The organism is Pseudomonas sp. R4-15 (genome assembly GCF_055768815.1).
In genome coordinates this window covers 4,233,185-4,251,431 of record NZ_CM147293.1, presented here as the reverse complement: position 1 = coordinate 4,251,431, position 18,247 = coordinate 4,233,185, and the positions used below count along the sequence as shown (strand labels likewise).

Genomic DNA, 18,247 nt, shown 5'->3' with positions numbered 1-18,247 from the left:
GCAAGGGGCGGCCATCTTAAAGCAAAGCGTGCGGCGCTTCATTCACGCCACACCACCACATTGTTGCGGCCACCGTTCTTGGCCGCATAGAGCGCCTGGTCGGCGTTGCGCAACGGACGTTGGTAGTCCGGGTGGCCGTCGAACAGCGCGACGCCGATGCTGGTGGTCAGGCGCAGCGACTGGTGCTGTAGCAGCAGGAAGGTCTCCGCCTCGATGCGACGGCGGATACGCTCGGCGAGCATGTAGGCTTCGTCGGCAGTGGTTTGCACCAGGATCAGGAGGAACTCCTCGCCACCCTGGCGAAAGGCGTAGTCGCCGCCGCGGATGCTATTGGTGAGCAGGCTGGCGAACTGCTGCAGGACCAGATCGCCGGCCTCGTGGCCAAAGCGATCGTTGATCTGCTTGAAGTGATCGACATCGAGCATCAACAGGGCGAAACCGCGCTTGTGGGCGCGGGCCATCTCGATCTCGCGACTGAGCACGACCGGTAGGAACTTGCGGTTGAGCAGGCGCGTGAGGGCGTCTCGGCCGGACTCGAGATCCTCGGCACGGTCAAACAGATAATCGAGCAGGTAGACGATGGTCCGGCAGGCATGGCGAATTTCCTCGAGGGGCTCGCGCAGGACTTCGTCCTGCGGGCGTAGCCGCTCGAGCAACTTGCCGTCGATCAGACGTGTCTGTTCGAGGATGTCGCGCATTTCCGGCGCGCCGGCGAAGGCGTGTGCGGCCTTGTGCATCAGCCAGATGCCGAACTCGGAATGCAGCAGGCGTGGCAGGGCATTGCCGTTGGCCGAGAGCTCGAACAGCAGTTGGTTTTCCCATTGCAGCAACGCTGCGCGCTGGCGTGCGCGCTCCGCGCCGAGGTCCTGGGAGACCGAGAACAGCCGGTACGCCTCCTCGGCCCTGGCGTTGCGGTCCTGCGCCTGGGAGTAGGCCTGGCTCATGAGCGTCAGCGCGATATCGATGCTGTCGCCGACCAGTTCACAGGCGGCCAGGCGCTCTTCGATGTCGAAGCGCTCGCCAAGCAAGGTGAATATGCGCAGCTTGAGCAGGCGGGCGCCACGCATCACCAGGCTCACCGGGATATCCACCCGTGCATGCACCTCGCCGACGTATTGCTGCTGCGCCATCAGCGCGTCCACGTCGCTGGCATTGCGTGCACTGAACAGGGCCTGCAGCCAGCGCTGCATCGAGGGTTTGAGTTGCTGTTCGACGCGCTGGTGGGAGAGATACATTGCGCCCTGCTCATCTCCCTCCATCTGTGCGTAGAAGTGCTCGGTCAGCGTCTGCCGATGGCGGGTCACCAGTTTTTCGACCTCGTCCAGGAGGCCCGGAGGCTGGCGTTGCAGTAGCGCGACCCACTCGCGCTGGCGACCGTCGTGATCATGCATGGGCCGGGAGTTCCCCTCGCTAATTGGCAGGATAGTCGCGCAATACGCTTTGGTTGCCCTTGTCGTCTACAGCGATCACTTCGAAAGCATCCTTGGCGCCGCCCATTTGCATCCCCGGCGAGCCCATTGGCATTCCCGGCACCGCCAGCCCCCGCAGATCCGGACGCTGGCGCAGGGGGAGGATGTCACGAGCCGGTACGTGGCCCTCGACGAATTTGCCGTTTATGACGGCTGTATGACAAGCCCCCAGCGCGTAAGGCACTCCCAGACGCAGCTTGACTGCGCTCATGTCCTTTTCCACATGGTCGCGGACTTCGAAGCCATTGGCTTCGAGGTGGGCGATCCAGTCCTTGCAGCAACCGCAGTAGGCATCGCGATGCACATCGATCAGCGGACGTTCGGCGGCCTGGCCCAAGGAGCAGAAGAACAGTCCGAGCAACAGTAGGGGTTTGCGCATGAGAGGCTTCCTCGAAAACTGCGTAGCAGAGGGCCAGCATACTCCCCGGCGGGTCCGCCTCGATAGCCGCGCCGAGAGGGTCTGTGGCACAGAGCGCAGAACCCTGGTGGCATTTGCGGGTCTCTGCTCGATTAACTTCCGTTGCAGGAGCCTTCCTTCGATGCGACTCGCCCGACTGCTGCTCGGCCTGCAGGCGGCCATCATGGCCGGCCTCGGGGCCGCCTACTGGCTACGTCCGTACGAGATGGCCAATCTCAATGGCATGTTGTTGATGGAGGCCGCTTCGGTGAGTCATTTGCGCGTCTACTATGGCGGCCTGCAACTGGGACTGGCGTTGTTCCTGCTCTGGTCCATGCGCAGGCCAGAGCGTCTGCGCAGCGGCCTGGTGCTGGTCCTGCTGATGCAGGCGGCGCTGCTGGTGGCGCGTCTGGGCGCTTACTGGCAGGACGGCAGCGCATTGCAGGGCCTGGATGTGACCTCGCTGATCTACAAGGCCCTGGCCGCACTGCTCTCGCTCTGGGCGCTGCGTTCCCTGCCCGCGCCGGTTGCCGATTCGGCTCCTGGGCCGGACTGGAGCGAGGATGCACCGCCGCCGCTGCGGCGTACTGTCGAGCAGCCCGCCGGCCCCGGCGGCGAACCTGGCGAATAAGAGCTACTCTGATGCAGTAGTCTGCGGATGCGTCAATGTGTCGCATCCGGTCCGGCCTGCTACGAGGAGGCATTGCCATGATCAATCATGTCTGGGGATTGCTGATCAAGCCGACCAGCGAGTGGCGCGACATCAGCCGCGAAGGCGAAACCATCGGTCACCTTTATGCCCACCACGTGCTGCTGATGGCGCTGGTGCCGGTGGTCAGTGCCTTCATCGGCACCACGGTATTCGGTTGGCAATTGGGCGATCGGCATATCGAGTTCGTCAGCATGGGCTCCGCGCTGGGCCTGGGCTTGCTGTTCTATGCCCTCATCCTTGCCGCGGTGTGGTTGATGGGGGCCGTGATCCACGCGCTCGCCGAACGTTACCCGGATCGCCCGGACATGCGCCGTTGCGTGGTCTTCGCGGGCTATGTAGCCACGCCGCTGATGCTCGCCAGCGTGGTGCTGTTGTATCCGCTGATCTGGCTATGCCTGTTGGTCGGGGTTTTCGCGCTGCTGCACAGCGGCTACCTGCTGTACATCGGTATTCCGGCGTTTCTCAATATCCCGCGGCGTGAGGGCTTCCTGCTCTCCACGGGTACGCTGGGCATCGGCGTACTGGTGCTGGAAGTGCTGCTGGCGCTGACGGTGGTGATCTGGACGATGGGCTCGCAGTACGGCATCGGCCATCTGCTCTTGCGCTAAGCGTCGAGAGAGAAGCCCCGGCGCAGGACGGGGCTCTCGAGTCATCGCTAGTCGACGGCGCCGTCGCCGCGCTGCCAGGCATTGCGCCCTGGCAGTAGCAGGTTGAGCGCGAGCGCCGCGATGGCGCACAGGGATATCCCGGAAAGGGCGAACTCGCTGCCGCCGATGCTCATCCCGCCGATGCCGAAGACCAGGGTCACCGAGACGATGATCAGGTTGCGCGCCTCGGAAAGGTCTACCTGATGGCGGATCAGGGTATTCAGGCCGACCACGGCGATGGAGCCGAACAGCAGGCAGAGGATGCCGCCCATCACGGGCACCGGGATCGACTGCAGGGCCACACCGAATTTACCGATGAAGGCCAGGGCAATGGCGAACACGGCGGCCCAGGTCATCACCTTGGGGTTGTAGTTCTTGGTCAACATTACCGCCCCGGTGACTTCGGCGTAGGTGGTGTTCGGCGGACCGCCGAACAGCCCCGCGGCGGAGGTGGCGAGGCCATCGCCAAGCAGCGTGCGGTGCAGCCCCGGCTTCTGGATGTAATTGTTGCCCGTGACGCTGCCGATGGCGACCACGCCGCCGATGTGCTCGATCGCCGGTGCCAGGGCCACCGGCACCAGGAACAGAATCGCGCCCCAGTGCAGTTGCGGTGCGACGAAGGCCGGCACGGCGAGCCAGGGAGCGGCCGCGATGCGCGAGTAGTCGATCAGCCCGAACAGCGCCGACAGCGTGCAGCCCACAGCGATGCCGGCGAGGATCGGCACCAGGCGGAACAGCCCGCGACCGAGCACGGCGACCAGCACGGTGGTGACCAGCGCCGCCATCGAGACGATCAGCGCGGTGCCGTACGGCACCAGTTCGGCGCTGCCGTCGCCGGTACGCCCCATCGCCATCTGCACCGCCACCGGCGACAGCGCCAGGCCGATGGAGATGATCACCGGGGCGATCACCACCGGCGGTAGCAGGCGGTCGATGAAACCGGCGCCGCGCACGCTCACCACCAGGCTCAGAACGATGTACACCAGGCCCGCGGCGACGATGCCGCCGAGTACCGCCGGCAGGCCGAAGTTGGCCTTGGCGGCGAGGATCGGGGCGATGAAGGCGAAGCTGGAGGCCAGGAACACCGGTACCTGGCGTCTTGTCACCAGTTGGAACAGCAGCGTGCCGATGCCGGCGGTGAACAGCGCGACGTTCGGGTCCATGCCGGTGATCAGTGGCATCAGCACCAGTGCGCCGAAGGCCACGAAGAGCATCTGTGCGCCGGACAGCGCCTGGCGCCAGAGCGGATCCTTGAGGTGGGAGCTCATGACCTCTAGTTATCCTTCTGCTTGGTGCCGAAGATCTTGTCGCCGGCATCGCCCAGGCCCGGGATGATGTAGCCGTTCTCGTTGAGCCGCTCGTCGATCGAGGCGGTGAAGATCTGCACGTCCGGATGGGCGTCGCCGACGGCCTTGATGCCTTCGGGCGCGGCGACCAGAACCAGGGCGCGGATTTCCTTGGCGCCGGCTTTCTTGAGCATCTCGATGGTGGCGATCATCGAACCGCCGGTGGCCAGCATCGGGTCGACGATCAGGGCCAGGCGCTGGTGCAGGTCGCCGACCAGCTTTTCCAGGTAGGTATGCGCCGCGAGGGTTTCCTCGTTGCGCGCCAGGCCGACCACGCTGACCTTGGCGCTGGGGATCAGGCTGAGCACGCCGTCGAGCATGCCGATGCCGGCGCGCAGGATCGGCACCACGGTGATCTTCTTGCCGGCGATCTTCTCGATCTTCACTTCACCGCACCAGCCGTCGATGGTGGTGGGTTCCAGCGGCAGGTCCTGGGTCGCTTCGTAGGTCAGCAGGGCGCCGACTTCCTGGGCCAGTTCGCGGAAGTTCTTGGTGCTGATGCCGGCGCGACGCATCAGGCCGAGCTTGTGGCGGATCAGCGGATGGCGGATCTCTCGAATGGACATGGGGTTCTCCAGCGGCTGGCAAAAAAAATCGCGCTAGGATAATGCATCCACGCCCGCGCCGTGCAGGGGCTGCTGTGTCCCCCGGCCGCCGGTGGGCGGCTTTGCGACCATCGGCGTCGCCATGTCGCATGCGCTTGCCTCGTCGGGGATGGATGAGTACCTTTGCGCCCCTTCATTTTCGCTGGCGCCCCTTGCGCCCTATCCGGAGAGCCCCATGTCCGCCCTCGAGCACATTCGCCAGGTGATGGCCGAAGCCGATTGCCTCTATAGCAACGAACAGGTCGAGACGGCGATCCGTCAGGTCGGCGCAGCCATCAATGCCGAGCTGGCCGAAACCAACCCCGTGGTGTTCTGCGTGATGAACGGCGGGCTGATCTTCGCCGGCAAGCTGCTCACCGAGCTGAACTTCCCGCTGGAGCTCTCGTACCTGCACGCCACGCGCTATCGCAACGAGACCAGCGGCGGCGAGCTGTTCTGGAAAGCCAAGCCGGAGGTGTCCTTCATCGACCGCGACGTGCTGATCATCGACGACATCCTCGACGAGGGGCACACGCTGGCGGCGATCATCGACTTCTGCAAGCACGCCGGCGCGCGGGCGGTGCACACCGCAGTGCTGATCGACAAGACCCACGATCGCAAGGCCCGCCCTGACCTGAAGGCCGACTTCGTGGGGTTGCCCTGCGAAGATCGCTACATCTTCGGCTATGGCATGGACTACAAGGGCTACTGGCGCAACGCCGCGGGCATCTTCGCGGTCAAGGGGCTCTAGGGTCTGTTGCCGTTTCGTTCACGGCCGCGCCGGTGCCTGTTTTGCCGCGAGACAAGGCGCGAGCCGCAGGGCTTACCGGGGTAAGTCCAAGACGAGCAACGCCGTATCGCGGCAAAACAGGCACCGGCCCGTAGGGTTGTGCCAGAAATGGCCTGCGCTGTCGTTGCAGGACTTGCCAAGGGAGTGACCATTGGCGGCGTCCTGCGCCTAACCGCAGGCCATTTCTGGCGACAACGCGGCTCGCGAACGAAACGGCAACAGACCCTAGGCAAGCCACTGCTCGGCTTTTCCCTGCGCCTGTTCGAGGTTGCGCAGGTAAGCCAGGCGACCTTCGTGGCGGTGGATGCCGGCACGCCGCAGCTTCAGGCGTAGGCGTGCTGACGTACCGACCAGGATCAGGCCGATGCCGCGTTGACGGTAGTCGGCCAGCATCGCCTCGAGGGCGGCCAGCGCGGTCAGGTCCAGCAGCGGCACCGCGCTCATGTCGACGATCACCACCCTGACTTGCGGGCCGAACCGGCGCAACGCGGCCAGGGCCTTTTCCGCCGCACCGAAGAACAACGGGCCGCGGATCGCATACAGCGCCACCTGTTCCGGGAGCTGCTGGCGAACGCTGCCGAAGGCATCGGGCAGTTCGGCCGTCTCGGTCAGCTCGCTCATGCGCTTGATGAACAGCGCCGCCGCCAGCAGCAGGCCGACGCCGACGGCCAGGACCATGTCGAACAAGACCGTCAACACCAGGCAGGTCAACAGGACCAGCAGGTCCTGGCGGGGCGCGCTGCGCAGCGCGTGCAGCAGGTGCGGTGGCTCACTCATGTTCCACGCCACCATCAGCAACAGGGCGGCCAGCGCGGACATGGGCAGGTAGCTGAACAGCGGCGCCAGCAGGAGCATGGTCACCAGTACCACCAGCGCATGAATCACCGCCGCGATCGGCGACACGGCGCCCGCGCGCACGTTGGCCGCGCTGCGGGCGATCGCCGCGGTGGCGGTGATGCCACCGAAGAGCGGGGCCACCAGGTTACCGACGCCCTGGCCGAGCAATTCGCCGTTGGGGTCGTGACGACTGCCGCCCATGCCGTCGGTGACCACCGCGCAGAGCAGCGACTCGATCGCGCCCAACATGGCGATCGCGAACGCCGGAGCGAGCAACTGGCGCAGCAGTTCGAAGCTCAGTACCAAGGGCTTGCCGTCAGGCCCTGGAAGCTGCCATGGCCAGGCGAATTCCGGCAGCATCGCCGGGATGCCGGGTAGCAGTTGCCCGTCCTGGATGTAGCTGAAACGTTCGCCCAGAGTGGCGACGGGCAGGCCGAGCCTTTCCAGCAGCAGCCCAAGGCCGGCGCCGAGCAGCAGCGCGGCCAGATGTCCGGGGACTCGGCGCACCCAGCGCGGCCAGAGCATCAGTAGTGCAAGGCAGGCGCAGCCAACCAGGGCGTCTCCCGCTTGCAAGCTGGGCAGTGCCTGGTACAGCGCGCTCCATTGCTGCAGGTAGTGCTGCGGATGGCTGCTCAGGGTAAGGCCGAAAAAATCCTTGAGCTGCAGGGTGGCGATGACCACGCCGATGCCGGCAGTGAAGCCCAGCGTGACGGGGTAGGGGACGAACTCGATCAGGCGTCCGGCGCGCAGCAGGCCCAGAGCGATGAGGATCATCCCTGCGAGCATGCCGCTCAGCAACAGGCCGCCGAGGCCGTAGGTCTGGGTGATCGGCAGCAGGATCACGACGAAGGCGGCGGTCGGGCCGCTGACGTTGAAGCGCGAGCCGCCAAACAGGGCAATCAGCGGCGCTGCCACCAGGACGGTATAGAGTCCGTGCTGCGGCGCGACGCCGACGGCGATGGCCAGTGCCATGGCCAGCGGGATGGCGATCACCCCGACGGTGACGCCGGCCACGAGATCGGCGCGCAGCCCGCGCCAACCGTAGCCCTCGCGCAGGACGTGGCGAAAGGCACTGAACAGGGGAAGGGGCTGGCGCATACGACCTCCAATACGGCGGGGTTGCGAGTATACCCCTGGCGGTGGTGCGGGATTGCCTCTCGTTGAGCGCGATGTGGCGCGGGGAGTAAACTGCGCGCCCCGTGAACAGATGCGTTGGAGAGTGGCATGCGCAAAGACAAGAAACAGGTGATCGGCGACGAGGCCAGCGACGAGCAGATTCGTCTGTTCCTGGACGTCGAGCCCGCGGACGAAACGCCCGCTGCGCTGCACAAGCTGGTCAAGGCCTATCGTGGCCTACGCATCGACGATTTCGAGCGCTTTCTCGGCTTCTTCGTCGAGGCCGGCTATGACCTGTCCACCCGCGATGCGCAGGGGCGCGATTTCATCGCCCTGATCGCCGATCAGCGCCATGCCGAGCCCTATGTCGAGGCGGTACGCCAGCAGCACGGCGCCTGAGATCCGGATACGAAACAGCCCGGCCGCCGAAAGGCGCGCCGGGCTGTTTCTTTCATGCAGGACGGCGCTGGGCGCCGAGCCTTTATTGCACGTCGATCGGCTCTGGCGTGGGGACCGGCACGCTGCGGGTCTGGTCCACTTCGCGCTGCAGTTCCTCGCGCAGGTCGCCGGATTGGCCCTCGGGCTGCGGGGCAGCCGGTGAACTCTGGGTCTCGGGGCTGCTGGCCTGGTTGCCGAGAATCTCCTGGTCGCGGCTCACACCGGGGCGGAAATCCCCGGAGAGGCTGGCCAGTTGATCCTGGTCGTTGAAGAACAGGCTGATGCGCTCCTGGCGACGTTGACCGCCACCAGGCTGAATGCTGTACAGGTAATCCCAGCGATTTGCGTGAAAAGTATCGACAATCAAAGGGTTACCCATGATAAACCGCACTTGGCTACGGGTCATTCCGGGGCGCAACTGGTCTATCATGTCCTGCGTAATCACGTTGCCTTGCTGGATGTCGATCTTGTAGACGCCAGGGAAGGAACAGCCGGCGAGCAGCGTGACTGCCAGGCCTAGACTCGAGAGCAGGAGCTTGGGATTTTGCATCGGGTAGTGACTTCCACTATCTTGGCTGGGCAACTTATAAAGACCCGGATGATACCCGCATTAGAGGGAGCTGCGAAGCCGCAGTCACGAGAAAGCAGACCATGGTTGAAAACAACGAACTACGCAAAGCGGGCCTCAAGGTAACCCTGCCCCGGGTGAAAATCCTGCAGATGCTCGACTCCGCCGAGCAACGCCACATGAGTGCCGAGGATGTTTACAAGGCCCTGATGGAGGCGGGTGAAGACGTCGGTCTTGCGACCGTCTACCGCGTGCTGACCCAGTTCGAGGCCGCCGGTCTCGTGGTGCGGCACAACTTCGATGGAGGTCATGCCGTGTTCGAGCTGGCCGATAGCGGGCACCATGATCACATGGTCTGCGTCGATACCGGCGAGGTCATCGAGTTCATGGACTCGGAGATCGAGAAACGCCAGCATCAGATCGTCAAGGAGCATGGTTACGACCTGGTCGACCACAACCTGGTGCTGTACGTGCGCAAACGCAGCTGAGGCTGTTTCCGTACGCGAGCCTCGTCGAAGCCTCGGCCCTGGCCGGGGCTTCTTTCGTTTTGCGGGCGGTTCAGCTTGGTTTAACGCCGGTCTCTTAGTATCCGGGTTCTCGCTGTATCGCTGGAGAACCGCCATGACCTTCTCGCCGCGGGGCATGCGCCCTTTGTTCGCGAGCCTGGCACTGCTTGCCTCGATATCGGCGGCACCTTCGCTGGCGCGGGACCTCGGTCAGGACGAGGCGCTGCGCCTGCGCGAGGAGGGCGCCATCATGCCGCTGGAGCATCTGTTACGGCAGACCTTGCAGCGTTATCCCGGATCACGCCTGCTTGAGGTCGAGTTGGAGGAAGAGGACGGCGTGCTGATCTACGAGATCGAGTTGCTCACCCGCGATGGGGTGGCGCGCGAACTGGAAGTCGATGCCCGCGATGGGCGATTGCTCGAGGATGAGGTGGACGACTGATGCGCCTGCTGTTGGTAGAGGACCATGTCGCGCTGGCTGATGAGTTGTGCGCGGCGTTCAAGGCCCAGGGATACGCCGTGGACTGGTTGGCGGATGGGCGTGATGCGCAGCGTCAGGGGCTCGAAGAGCCCTATGATCTCGTCGTTCTGGACCTGGGCTTGCCCGGTCTCCCCGGGCTCGAAGTGCTTGCAGATTGGCGCGCGGCGGGACTGGCGACGCCGGTGTTGGTGCTCACCGCGCGCGACTCGTGGAGCGAGCGGGTGGCGGGTCTCAAGGCGGGTGCCGATGACTACCTCACCAAGCCCTTCCATGCCGAGGAGTTGTTGCTGCGGGTGCAGGGGCTGTTGCGGCGCGCTCATGGCCTGCCTAACCAGGCGTGCATCGAAGCGGGAGGGTTGAGTCTGGACGAGGCGCGCCAGTGCGTCATGCGTGGCGATGAGCGGGTCGAGCTGACCGCCGGCGAGTTCCGTCTGTTGCGCTACTTCATGCTGCATCCGGGGCAGATCCTGTCCAAGGGTCGCTTGGCCGAGCACCTCTACGATGGCGAAAGCGAGCGGGATTCGAACGTCCTGGAAGTGCAGGTCAACCGCCTGCGCGGCAAGCTGGGACGCAGCGTCATCGAGACGCGCAGGGGGCAGGGCTATCGTTTCGACGGCGTCGCTCAGTGAACTCCATTCAGCGCCGGCTGACTCTTGGCCTGGGGGCGGCACTGCTGGTGGTCGGGGTGGCCATGGCGCAGACCAGCCTGTGGTTGCTCGACCTGGGGCTGCGTCGTTATCGCGAAGCCAGCCTGCAGGAAGAGGCGGATAGCCTGCTGCTGGCGGTCGAGCGTGGTGCCGAGGGGCCGCGGCTCAACGAGCTGCGCCTGGCGCCGGCCTATCAGCGCCCCTATTCGGGGCGTTACTTCCGCATTGATTTCGAGGATGGCCGGCGCTGGCGTTCGCGTTCGCTGTGGGATGAGGCGTTGAGCAGTCCGCGGCGCGGTTTGCAGCCGGGACTGGTCGATGGTCCTCAAGGGCAGCGGCTGTTGCTTTATCGCGAGGACTATCAGCGCGCCGGGGAGGCGCTGTCGATCCTGGTCGCCGAGGATTATTCGCCGATCCTCGATGGCTTCCGTCAGGTGCGCCTGGTGGGTTTGGCGCTGGGTGTGTTCGGGCTGGCGTTGATTCTCCTGCTGCAGCGCCTCACCGTGCGCAGGGCGTTGCGTCCCTTGGAGCAGGCCCGCCGCGAGCTGGCGCAGTTGCAGGAGGGACGGCGCGCCAGTCTGGAGAGCCAGGTGCCGGAAGAGCTGGAGCCGCTGGTTTCGCAGATCAACCGTCTGTTGGCGCATACCGAACAGCATCTGCATCGCTCGCGCACCTCCCTGGGCAACCTGGGGCACGCGCTGAAGACGCCCCTGGCCGTGCTCGCCAGTCTTGCCCGGCGGCCGGAGCTGGACGCGCTGCCGGCACTGCGCGCCGTCCTGGATGAACAGGTCGAGCTCATGCGCGCGCGCCTGGCGAGGGAGTTGGGGCGCGCGAGGCTGGCAGGGGACGTATTGCCCTCGGCGCATTTCGACTGTGACCAGGAAGTGCCGGCGCTGCTCGATACGCTGCGCATGGTGCACGGCTCGCAGTTGCGGCTGAGCTGGGAGGCCGAGCCCGGCCTGCGTGTGCGGCGCGATCGCGAGGACCTGCTGGAACTGCTCGGCAATCTGCTCGACAACGCCTGCAAGTGGGCGCGCAGCGAGGTTCAGGTGAGCCTGCTGGCGCAGGATGAGCGCTTGCTCTTGCGGGTGGACGACGACGGTCCGGGAATCGACGCACAGCGTCGTCAGGAGGTGCTGGCGCGTGGCGTGCGGCTGGACGAGCAGAGCGAGGGGCATGGCCTCGGCTTGGGCATCGTGCGCGATATCGTCGAAGCCTGGAGTGGCGAGCTGCGCCTATTGCAGGCCCCCCAGGGCGGTTTGCGAGTCGAGGTCGAGCTGCCTCGCTGAGGAAGATTTGCTTAGGGCCTGTTGACGTTTCGTTCGCGAGCCGCGGATGGCCGCCCCGCGTTCTCGCCAGAAATGGCCTGCGGTTAGGCGCAGGACGCAGGCAATGACCAGACTGGCCGTGTTATTCCCTTGGCAAGTCCTGCAACGACAGCGCAGGCCATTTCTGGCACAACCCGGAGGGCCGGTTCCTATTTTGGCGCGATACGGCGTTGCTCATCTTGGACTTACCCCGGTAAGCCCTGCGACTCGCGCCTTGTCTCGCGCCAAAATAGGAACCGGCGCGGCCGTGAACGAAACGTCAACAGGCCCTAGGGCTTGTGACTGGTTATTCTCTCGAGGCTTCTGTATGATTCCTGCTTTAGTGTATTCACTGAAAAGTAAGCGGCAGATGGCTGAAGAATAAACAAGCGGGGTGACGTAACTACGACGTCATCCCGTTTTTTTCAGCCTGGTTTTTGTGCTCGCGTCGATCGATCATCGGAGGTCTTCTTGTCCAAGCCAGCCATTCTCGCACTTGCCGATGGCAGCATCTTCCATGGCGAATCCATCGGCGCCGACGGCCAGACCGTTGGCGAAGTGGTATTCAACACCGCCATGACCGGCTATCAGGAAATCCTCACCGATCCTTCCTATGCCCAGCAGATCGTCACCCTGACCTATCCGCACATCGGTAACACCGGCACTACGCCGGAGGATGCCGAGGCGGCACGTGTCTGGGCCGCCGGCCTGGTAATCCGCGACCTGCCGCTGCTCGCCAGCAGCTGGCGCAACAAACAGTCGCTACCCGATTACCTCGTTGCCAACGGCACCGTGGCGATCGCCGGCATCGATACCCGTCGCCTGACTCGCATCCTGCGCGAGAAAGGTGCGCAGAACGGCTGCATCCTCGCCGGGGCAGACGCCACCGAAGAGCGTGCGCTGGAACTGGCGCGGGCGTTCCCGGGGCTCAAGGGCATGGACCTGGCCAAGGAAGTGACGGTCAAGGAAAGCTACGAGTGGCGTTCCAGCGTCTGGACTCTGGAGAGCGACAGCCATCCTGAAATCCCCGTCGAACAGCTGCCGCACCATGTGGTCGCCTATGACTACGGGGTGAAGACCAACATCCTGCGTATGCTGGTCGCGCGCGGTTGCCGCGTCACCGTGCTGCCGGCTCAGGCGCCGGCGAGCGAAGTGCTGGCACTCAATCCTGATGGCATCTTCCTGTCCAACGGACCTGGCGATCCGGAGCCGTGCGACTATGCGATCCAGGCGATCCAGGAAATCCTCGAGACCGAGATTCCGGTGTTCGGCATCTGCCTGGGTCATCAACTGCTGGCGCTGGCGTCCGGTGCGCAGACCGTGAAGATGGCCAACGGCCACCATGGCGCCAACCATCCGGTGCAGGACCTGGATTCGGGCGTGGTGATGATCACCAGTCAGAACCACGGTTTCGCGGTGGACGAGGCGAGCCTGCCGGGCAACCTGCGCGCGACCCACAAGTCGCTGTTCGACGGCACCCTGCAGGGCATCGAGCGCACCGACAAGGTCGCCTTCAGCTTCCAGGGTCACCCGGAAGCGAGCCCCGGTCCCCACGACGTGGCACCGCTGTTCGACCGTTTCGTCGCCGCCATGGCGGCGCGGCGTTGAGGTAGAGCATGTTGCCGAGCCTGGGAATCACCGACCTCTGGACCTACGTGCTGGGGACGCTGTTCATCGTCCTGTTGCCGGGGCCCAATTCGCTGTTCGTGCTCGCCACTTCGGCGCAGCGCGGCGTCGCCTGCGGTTATCGGGCGGCCAGCGCGGTGTTCCTCGGCGATGCGATCCTGATGCTGCTCTCCGCCCTGGGTATCGCCTCGCTGCTGCAGGCCTTGCCGATGCTGTTCATGCTGCTCAAATACCTGGGGGCCGCCTACCTGTGCTACCTGGGGTTAGGCATGCTGCGCGGCGCCTGGCGCCAGTGGCGCGCGCCGGAGAAGGCGGTCGAGGCCGTCGAGCAGCATGCGCAGGTGAGAAACCCGTTCGGTCGGGCGCTGTTCCTCAGCCTGTCGAACCCCAAGGCGATCCTCTTCTTCATCTCCTTCTTCATCCAGTTCGTCGACCCGGCTTTCGCCTATCCCGGCCTGTCGTTCCTGGTGCTGGGGGTGATCCTCGAGGTCATCAGCTTCCTCTACCTGAGTTTCCTGATTTTCTGTGGCGTACGCCTGGCGCAGTGGTTTCGCCAGCGCAAGCGCCTGTCCGCCGGCGCCACCTCCGGTGTCGGCGCGATGTTCGTCGGCTTCGGCCTGAAGCTCGCCGGCGCGTCCCTGACTTGATTTGTTAAGCACGAGAATTCCATGCCCAAGCGTACAGACCTCAAAAGCATCCTGATCCTCGGCGCCGGTCCCATCGTCATCGGCCAGGCCTGCGAGTTCGACTATTCCGGCGCGCAGGCATGCAAGGCGCTGCGTGAGGAAGGCTTCCGCGTCATCCTCGTCAACTCCAACCCCGCGACCATCATGACCGACCCGGCGATGGCCGATGCCACCTACATCGAGCCCATCAAGTGGGCGACGGTGGCCAAGATCATCGAGAAAGAGCGTCCCGACGCGCTGTTGCCGACCATGGGTGGTCAGACCGCGCTGAACTGCGCCCTCGAGCTCGAGCGCCATGGCGTGCTGGAGAAGTTCGGCGTCGAGATGATCGGTGCCAACGCCGATACCATCGACAAGGCCGAAGACCGTTCGCGCTTCGACAAGGCCATGCGCGCCATCGGCCTGGAATGCCCGCGTTCCGGCATCGCCCACAGCATGCAGGAAGCCTACGGCGTGCTCGACAAGGTCGGCTTCCCCTGCATCATCCGTCCGTCCTTCACCATGGGCGGCACCGGTGGTGGCATCGCCTACAACCGCGAAGAGTTCGAAGAGATCTGCGCGCGTGGCCTGGACCTGTCGCCGACCAACGAGCTGCTCATCGACGAGTCGCTGATCGGCTGGAAGGAATACGAGATGGAGGTGGTCCGCGACAAGAAGGACAACTGCATCATCGTCTGCTCCATCGAGAACTTCGACCCGATGGGCGTACACACCGGCGACTCGATCACCGTCGCGCCGGCGCAGACGCTCACCGACAAGGAATACCAGATCATGCGTAACGCATCGCTTGCGGTGCTGCGCGAGATCGGCGTGGAAACCGGCGGCTCCAACGTGCAGTTCGGCATCAACCCGGACGACGGCCGCATGGTGGTGATCGAGATGAACCCGCGCGTATCGCGTTCCTCGGCGCTGGCTTCCAAGGCCACCGGTTTCCCGATCGCCAAGATCGCCGCCAAGCTGGCGGTGGGCTACACCCTCGACGAGCTGTCCAACGACATCACCGGCGGCCGCACCCCGGCTTCCTTCGAGCCGGCGATCGATTACGTGGTCACCAAGATCCCGCGCTTCGCCTTCGAGAAATTCCCCAAGGCCGATGCCCGTCTGACCACCCAGATGAAGTCCGTGGGCGAAGTGATGGCGATCGGTCGTACCTTCCAGGAGTCCATGCAGAAAGCCCTGCGTGGCCTGGAAGTCGGCGCCACCGGTTTCGATCCCAAGCTGGACCTGGCCGACCCGGAAGCCGAGAGCACGATCAAGCGCGAGCTCACCGTGCCCAGCGCCGAGCGCGTGTGGTACGTGGCCGACGCCTTCCGCATGGGCAAGAGCCTCGACGAAGTCTTCGCCCTGACCAAGATCGACCACTGGTTCCTGGTGCAGATCGAGGACCTGGTCAAGGAAGAGGAACAACTCAAGACCCTCGGCCTGTCGTCCATCGACTACGCGACGATGCGTCGCCTCAAGCGCAAGGGCTTCTCCGATGCACGCCTGGCGACCCTGCTCGGCGTCACCGAGAAGAACCTGCGGGCTCATCGCCAGAAGCTCAAGGTACTGCCGGTGTACAAACGCGTGGACACCTGCGCCGCCGAGTTCGCCACCGATACCGCCTACCTGTACTCGACCTACGAGGAAGAGTGCGAGGCCAACGCCAGCGGTCGCGACAAGATCATGATCCTCGGCGGTGGTCCCAACCGCATCGGCCAGGGCATCGAGTTCGACTACTGTTGCGTGCATGCCGCGCTGGCCATGCGTGAAGACGGTTACGAGACCATCATGGTCAACTGCAACCCGGAAACCGTTTCCACCGACTACGACACCTCCGACCGCCTGTACTTCGAGCCGGTCACCCTGGAGGACGTGCTGGAGATCGTCCGCGTCGAGCAGCCCAAGGGCGTCATCGTGCAGTACGGCGGCCAGACGCCGCTCAAGCTGTGCCGCGCCCTGGAGGAAGCCGGCGTACCGATCATCGGCACCAGCCCCGACGCCATCGACCGCGCCGAAGACCGCGAGCGCTTCCAGCAGATGGTCCAGCGCCTGAACCTGCGTCAGCCGGCCAACGCCACCGCCCGTAGCGAAGATGAGGCCCTGGCCCTGTCGAAGAACATCGGCTACCCGATGGTGGTGCGTCCGTCCTACGTACTGGGCGGTCGGGCGATGGAAATCGTCTACCAGGAAGAAGAGCTCAAGCGCTACATGCGCGAAGCGGTGAAAGTGTCCAACGACAGCCCGGTGCTGCTCGACCACTTCCTCAACTGCGCCATCGAGGTGGACGTGGATGCGGTGTGCGACGGCGAGACCGTGGTGATCGGTGCGATCATGCAGCACATCGAACAGGCTGGCGTGCACTCCGGTGACTCCGCCTGCTCGCTGCCGCCGTATTCGCTGCCCAAACACATCCAGGACGAGATCCGCGAACAGGTCAAGAAGATGGCCCTGGAGCTCGGCGTGATCGGCCTGATGAACGTGCAGATGGCCGTCCAGGGCGAAGACATCTACGTCATCGAAGTGAACCCGCGTGCCTCGCGTACCGTGCCGTTCGTGTCCAAGTGCATCGGCGAGTCGCTGGCCAAGGTCGCTGCGCGCGTCATGGCCGGCAAGAGCCTGGCTGAAATCGGCTTCACCGCGGAAATCATCCCGCCGTTCTTCAGCGTCAAGGAAGCGGTGTTCCCGTTCAACAAGTTCCCGGGCGTCGACCCTATCCTTGGCCCGGAGATGAAGTCCACCGGCGAGGTGATGGGGGTCGGTGACAGCTTCGGTGAGGCCTTCGCCAAAGCCCAGCTGGGCGCCAACGAGATACTGCCGACCGCCGGTTGCGCCTTCATCAGCGTGCGCGAGGATGACAAGCCGGAGGCGGTGCAGGTCGCCCGTGACTTGGTCAGCCTGGGCTTCGAAGTGGTTGCCACCGCCGGTACCGCCAAGGTCATCGAGGCGGCCGGTCTGCCGGTGCGTCGGGTGAACAAGGTGACCGAAGGTCGTCCGCATGTGGTCGACATGATCAAGAACGACGAAGTCACGCTGATCATCAATACCACCGAAGGTCGTCAGTCCATCGCTGACTCCTACTCGATCCGTCGTAACGCCCTGCAGCACAAGATCTATTGCACCACCACCATTGCGGCGGGGCAGGCGGTCTGTGAAGCGCTCAAGTTCGGTCCCGAGAAGACGGTGCGCCGGCTGCAGGATCTCCACGCAGGAATCAAGGCATGACCAAGTACCCTATGACCGTTCAGGGCGCTCGCGCCCTGGAAGAAGAGCTGGCCCACCTGACCAAGGTGGTCCGGCCCAAGCTCAGCCAGGACATCGGTGAAGCACGCGAACTGGGCGACCTCAAGGAAAACGCCGAATACCATGCCGCCCGCGAACAGCAGGGCATGGTAGAAGCGCGCATCCGCGATATCGAGGGCCGTCTGCAGAACTCGGTGGTCATCGACGTGACCACCATCACGCCGACCGGCAAGGTGATCTTCGGTACCACCGTGGAGATCGCCAACGTCGAGACCGACGAGAGCGTCAGCTATCAGATCGTCGGCGACGACGAAGCGGACATCAAGGGCGGCAAGATCTCCGTCAACTCGCCCATCGCCCGCGCCCTGGTAGGCAAGGAAGAAGGCGACGTCGTCGCGGTGAAGACCCCTGCCGGTGTGGTCGAGTACGAGATTGTCAAAGTCAGCCACCTCTGAGGTCGCGCCAGCGCGCCGCTCGTGGATCGATGCGAGCTGGCGTCTGGCCGGCGCGCTTTCCGCGGGCGGCTTGTGGTTGCTGCACTTCCTGGTGCTGCCGGGGCTTCTGCGCAGCGGCCTGGCACCCTTGCTGGTAGAAGAGGCGCAGGGGCTGTTGCAGCCGCTGATGGTCTGTTTCGCGGCGTTCTGTGCGGCGCTGCAGCTGTTGCTGCTGGCGGCCGTGCGTGGCTCGGCCGCGCTGGCTGACGGCCGTGGACGCCTGCTGCTGTTGGCCCTGCTGCTCGGCGCCGGCTATGCGCTGGCGCCGTTGCTGGGCTCGCTGGGCGCCTATGCGCGCTTGTTCGCCTATCTGGCGATGGCGTTCTGCGCGGCGTTGCTGGTGATTGCGCCGGCACCTGTGGGCGGGCGCTGAG

General features: G+C 64.7%; 19 protein-coding genes. 13 read left to right on the top strand and 6 right to left on the bottom strand.

The annotated features are described in order from the left end of the window. Positions 1–38: 38 nt before the first annotated feature. Complete coding sequence (locus ACYRGX_RS20500) at positions 39–1,391, bottom strand: GGDEF domain-containing protein (protein ID WP_473054264.1); 1,353 nt, start codon at positions 1,389–1,391, stop codon at positions 39–41. Positions 1,392–1,410: 19 nt separating this feature from the next. Beyond that, entirely contained in the window at positions 1,411–1,848 is a 438-nt protein-coding gene (locus tag ACYRGX_RS20495; protein WP_473054263.1) for a DUF411 domain-containing protein, read from the bottom strand. A 160-nt stretch (positions 1,849–2,008) separates the two neighbouring features. On the opposite strand from ACYRGX_RS20495, the gene ACYRGX_RS20490 reads away from it, so the two are divergent. Together ACYRGX_RS20490 and ACYRGX_RS20485 are read left to right on the top strand one after the other, a co-directional pair. Continuing rightward, positions 2,009–2,497, top strand: a complete 489-nt coding sequence (locus ACYRGX_RS20490) for a DUF4345 family protein (protein WP_473054262.1) — start codon at positions 2,009–2,011, stop codon at positions 2,495–2,497. Between the two features lie 77 nt (positions 2,498–2,574). Then, the gene (locus tag ACYRGX_RS20485) at positions 2,575–3,186 is read left to right on the top strand and encodes a Yip1 family protein (RefSeq protein WP_473054261.1); all 612 of its coding nucleotides are present in this window, start codon (positions 2,575–2,577) and stop codon (positions 3,184–3,186) included. 47 nt (positions 3,187–3,233) lie between these two features. Here the strand turns inward: ACYRGX_RS20485 and ACYRGX_RS20480 are convergent, their stop codons facing one another. Beyond that, positions 3,234–4,493, bottom strand: coding sequence for a uracil-xanthine permease family protein (locus ACYRGX_RS20480; protein WP_473054260.1), 1,260 nt, complete (start codon positions 4,491–4,493; stop codon positions 3,234–3,236). A 5-nt stretch (positions 4,494–4,498) separates the two neighbouring features. Next, positions 4,499–5,137: a uracil phosphoribosyltransferase gene (upp, locus tag ACYRGX_RS20475; protein ID WP_473054259.1), complete on the bottom strand. Its 639-nt coding sequence runs from the start codon at positions 5,135–5,137 to the stop codon at positions 4,499–4,501. Positions 5,138–5,351: 214 nt separating this feature from the next. On the opposite strand from upp, the gene ACYRGX_RS20470 reads away from it, so the two are divergent. Continuing rightward, the gene (locus ACYRGX_RS20470; RefSeq protein WP_473054258.1) at positions 5,352–5,906 is read left to right on the top strand and encodes a hypoxanthine-guanine phosphoribosyltransferase; all 555 of its coding nucleotides are present in this window, start codon (positions 5,352–5,354) and stop codon (positions 5,904–5,906) included. A 264-nt stretch (positions 5,907–6,170) separates the two neighbouring features. On the opposite strand, the gene dauA is transcribed toward ACYRGX_RS20470, so the two are convergent. Continuing rightward, on the bottom strand, positions 6,171–7,880 hold the full coding sequence (gene dauA / locus ACYRGX_RS20465) for a C4-dicarboxylic acid transporter DauA (protein ID WP_473054257.1): 1,710 nt from the start codon (positions 7,878–7,880) through the stop codon (positions 6,171–6,173). A 126-nt stretch (positions 7,881–8,006) separates the two neighbouring features. Here dauA and ACYRGX_RS20460 point away from each other — a divergent pair, with 126 nt between their 5' ends. After that, complete coding sequence (locus tag ACYRGX_RS20460; protein ID WP_473054256.1) at positions 8,007–8,297, top strand: PA4642 family protein; 291 nt, start codon at positions 8,007–8,009, stop codon at positions 8,295–8,297. 82 nt (positions 8,298–8,379) lie between these two features. On the opposite strand, the gene ACYRGX_RS20455 is transcribed toward ACYRGX_RS20460, so the two are convergent. Continuing rightward, the gene (locus tag ACYRGX_RS20455) at positions 8,380–8,886 is read right to left on the bottom strand and encodes an outer membrane protein assembly factor BamE (protein WP_473054255.1); all 507 of its coding nucleotides are present in this window, start codon (positions 8,884–8,886) and stop codon (positions 8,380–8,382) included. A gap of 101 nt (positions 8,887–8,987) precedes the next feature. Between ACYRGX_RS20455 and fur the strand changes: the two genes are divergently transcribed. The 9 genes from fur (at position 8,988) to ACYRGX_RS20410 (ending at position 18,246) form a co-directional block, all read left to right on the top strand. Then, positions 8,988–9,392, top strand: coding sequence for a ferric iron uptake transcriptional regulator (gene fur, locus ACYRGX_RS20450; protein ID WP_473054254.1), 405 nt, complete (start codon positions 8,988–8,990; stop codon positions 9,390–9,392). 154 nt (positions 9,393–9,546) lie between these two features. After that, positions 9,547–9,852: a PepSY domain-containing protein gene (locus ACYRGX_RS20445; protein ID WP_473056744.1), complete on the top strand. Its 306-nt coding sequence runs from the start codon at positions 9,547–9,549 to the stop codon at positions 9,850–9,852. Further along, positions 9,852–10,520, top strand: coding sequence for a response regulator transcription factor (locus tag ACYRGX_RS20440; protein ID WP_473054253.1), 669 nt, complete (start codon positions 9,852–9,854; stop codon positions 10,518–10,520). The genes ACYRGX_RS20445 and ACYRGX_RS20440 overlap by 1 nt, the downstream gene beginning before the upstream one ends. After that, positions 10,517–11,827 carry a sensor histidine kinase gene (locus ACYRGX_RS20435; protein ID WP_473054252.1) on the top strand — a complete coding sequence of 437 codons (1,311 nt, stop codon included), beginning with the start codon at positions 10,517–10,519 and terminating at the stop codon, positions 11,825–11,827. The genes ACYRGX_RS20440 and ACYRGX_RS20435 overlap by 4 nt, the downstream gene beginning before the upstream one ends. Before the next feature lie 489 nt (positions 11,828–12,316). After that, the gene (gene carA, locus ACYRGX_RS20430) at positions 12,317–13,453 is read left to right on the top strand and encodes a glutamine-hydrolyzing carbamoyl-phosphate synthase small subunit (RefSeq protein WP_473054251.1); all 1,137 of its coding nucleotides are present in this window, start codon (positions 12,317–12,319) and stop codon (positions 13,451–13,453) included. Between the two features lie 11 nt (positions 13,454–13,464). After that, positions 13,465–14,118 (top strand): leucine efflux protein LeuE, encoded by a 654-nt coding sequence (gene leuE, locus ACYRGX_RS20425; RefSeq protein ID WP_473056743.1) that lies wholly within the window; start codon positions 13,465–13,467, stop codon positions 14,116–14,118. 21 nt (positions 14,119–14,139) lie between these two features. Further along, a complete protein-coding gene (gene carB, locus ACYRGX_RS20420) occupies positions 14,140–17,361 on the top strand; it encodes a carbamoyl-phosphate synthase large subunit (protein WP_473054250.1) in 3,222 nt (1,073 codons plus the stop codon). Beyond that, entirely contained in the window at positions 17,358–17,834 is a 477-nt protein-coding gene (gene greA / locus ACYRGX_RS20415; RefSeq protein ID WP_473054249.1) for a transcription elongation factor GreA, read from the top strand. Before carB ends, greA begins: the two co-directional genes overlap by 4 nt. Continuing rightward, on the top strand, positions 17,812–18,246 hold the full coding sequence (locus ACYRGX_RS20410; protein ID WP_473054248.1) for a DUF4149 domain-containing protein: 435 nt from the start codon (positions 17,812–17,814) through the stop codon (positions 18,244–18,246). Before greA ends, ACYRGX_RS20410 begins: the two co-directional genes overlap by 23 nt. The last annotated feature ends 1 nt before the right edge of the window (position 18,247 follow it).

Coding starts and splice junctions, on each gene's coding strand:
- ACYRGX_RS20500 (WP_473054264.1), bottom strand. CDS start 1,391: ATGCATGATCACGACGGTCGCCAGCGCGAGTGGGTCGCGCTACTGCAA.
- ACYRGX_RS20495 (WP_473054263.1), bottom strand. CDS start 1,848: ATGCGCAAACCCCTACTGTTGCTCGGACTGTTCTTCTGCTCCTTGGGC.
- fur (WP_473054254.1), top strand. CDS start 8,988: ATGGTTGAAAACAACGAACTACGCAAAGCGGGCCTCAAGGTAACCCTG.
- dauA (WP_473054257.1), bottom strand. CDS start 7,880: ATGCGCCAGCCCCTTCCCCTGTTCAGTGCCTTTCGCCACGTCCTGCGC.
- ACYRGX_RS20440 (WP_473054253.1), top strand. CDS start 9,852: ATGCGCCTGCTGTTGGTAGAGGACCATGTCGCGCTGGCTGATGAGTTG.
- greA (WP_473054249.1), top strand. CDS start 17,358: ATGACCAAGTACCCTATGACCGTTCAGGGCGCTCGCGCCCTGGAAGAA.
- ACYRGX_RS20460 (WP_473054256.1), top strand. CDS start 8,007: ATGCGCAAAGACAAGAAACAGGTGATCGGCGACGAGGCCAGCGACGAG.
- ACYRGX_RS20480 (WP_473054260.1), bottom strand. CDS start 4,493: ATGAGCTCCCACCTCAAGGATCCGCTCTGGCGCCAGGCGCTGTCCGGC.
- upp (WP_473054259.1), bottom strand. CDS start 5,137: ATGTCCATTCGAGAGATCCGCCATCCGCTGATCCGCCACAAGCTCGGC.
- ACYRGX_RS20445 (WP_473056744.1), top strand. CDS start 9,547: ATGCGCCCTTTGTTCGCGAGCCTGGCACTGCTTGCCTCGATATCGGCG.
- ACYRGX_RS20470 (WP_473054258.1), top strand. CDS start 5,352: ATGTCCGCCCTCGAGCACATTCGCCAGGTGATGGCCGAAGCCGATTGC.
- carB (WP_473054250.1), top strand. CDS start 14,140: ATGCCCAAGCGTACAGACCTCAAAAGCATCCTGATCCTCGGCGCCGGT.
- ACYRGX_RS20455 (WP_473054255.1), bottom strand. CDS start 8,886: ATGCAAAATCCCAAGCTCCTGCTCTCGAGTCTAGGCCTGGCAGTCACG.
- ACYRGX_RS20490 (WP_473054262.1), top strand. CDS start 2,009: ATGCGACTCGCCCGACTGCTGCTCGGCCTGCAGGCGGCCATCATGGCC.
- ACYRGX_RS20485 (WP_473054261.1), top strand. CDS start 2,575: ATGATCAATCATGTCTGGGGATTGCTGATCAAGCCGACCAGCGAGTGG.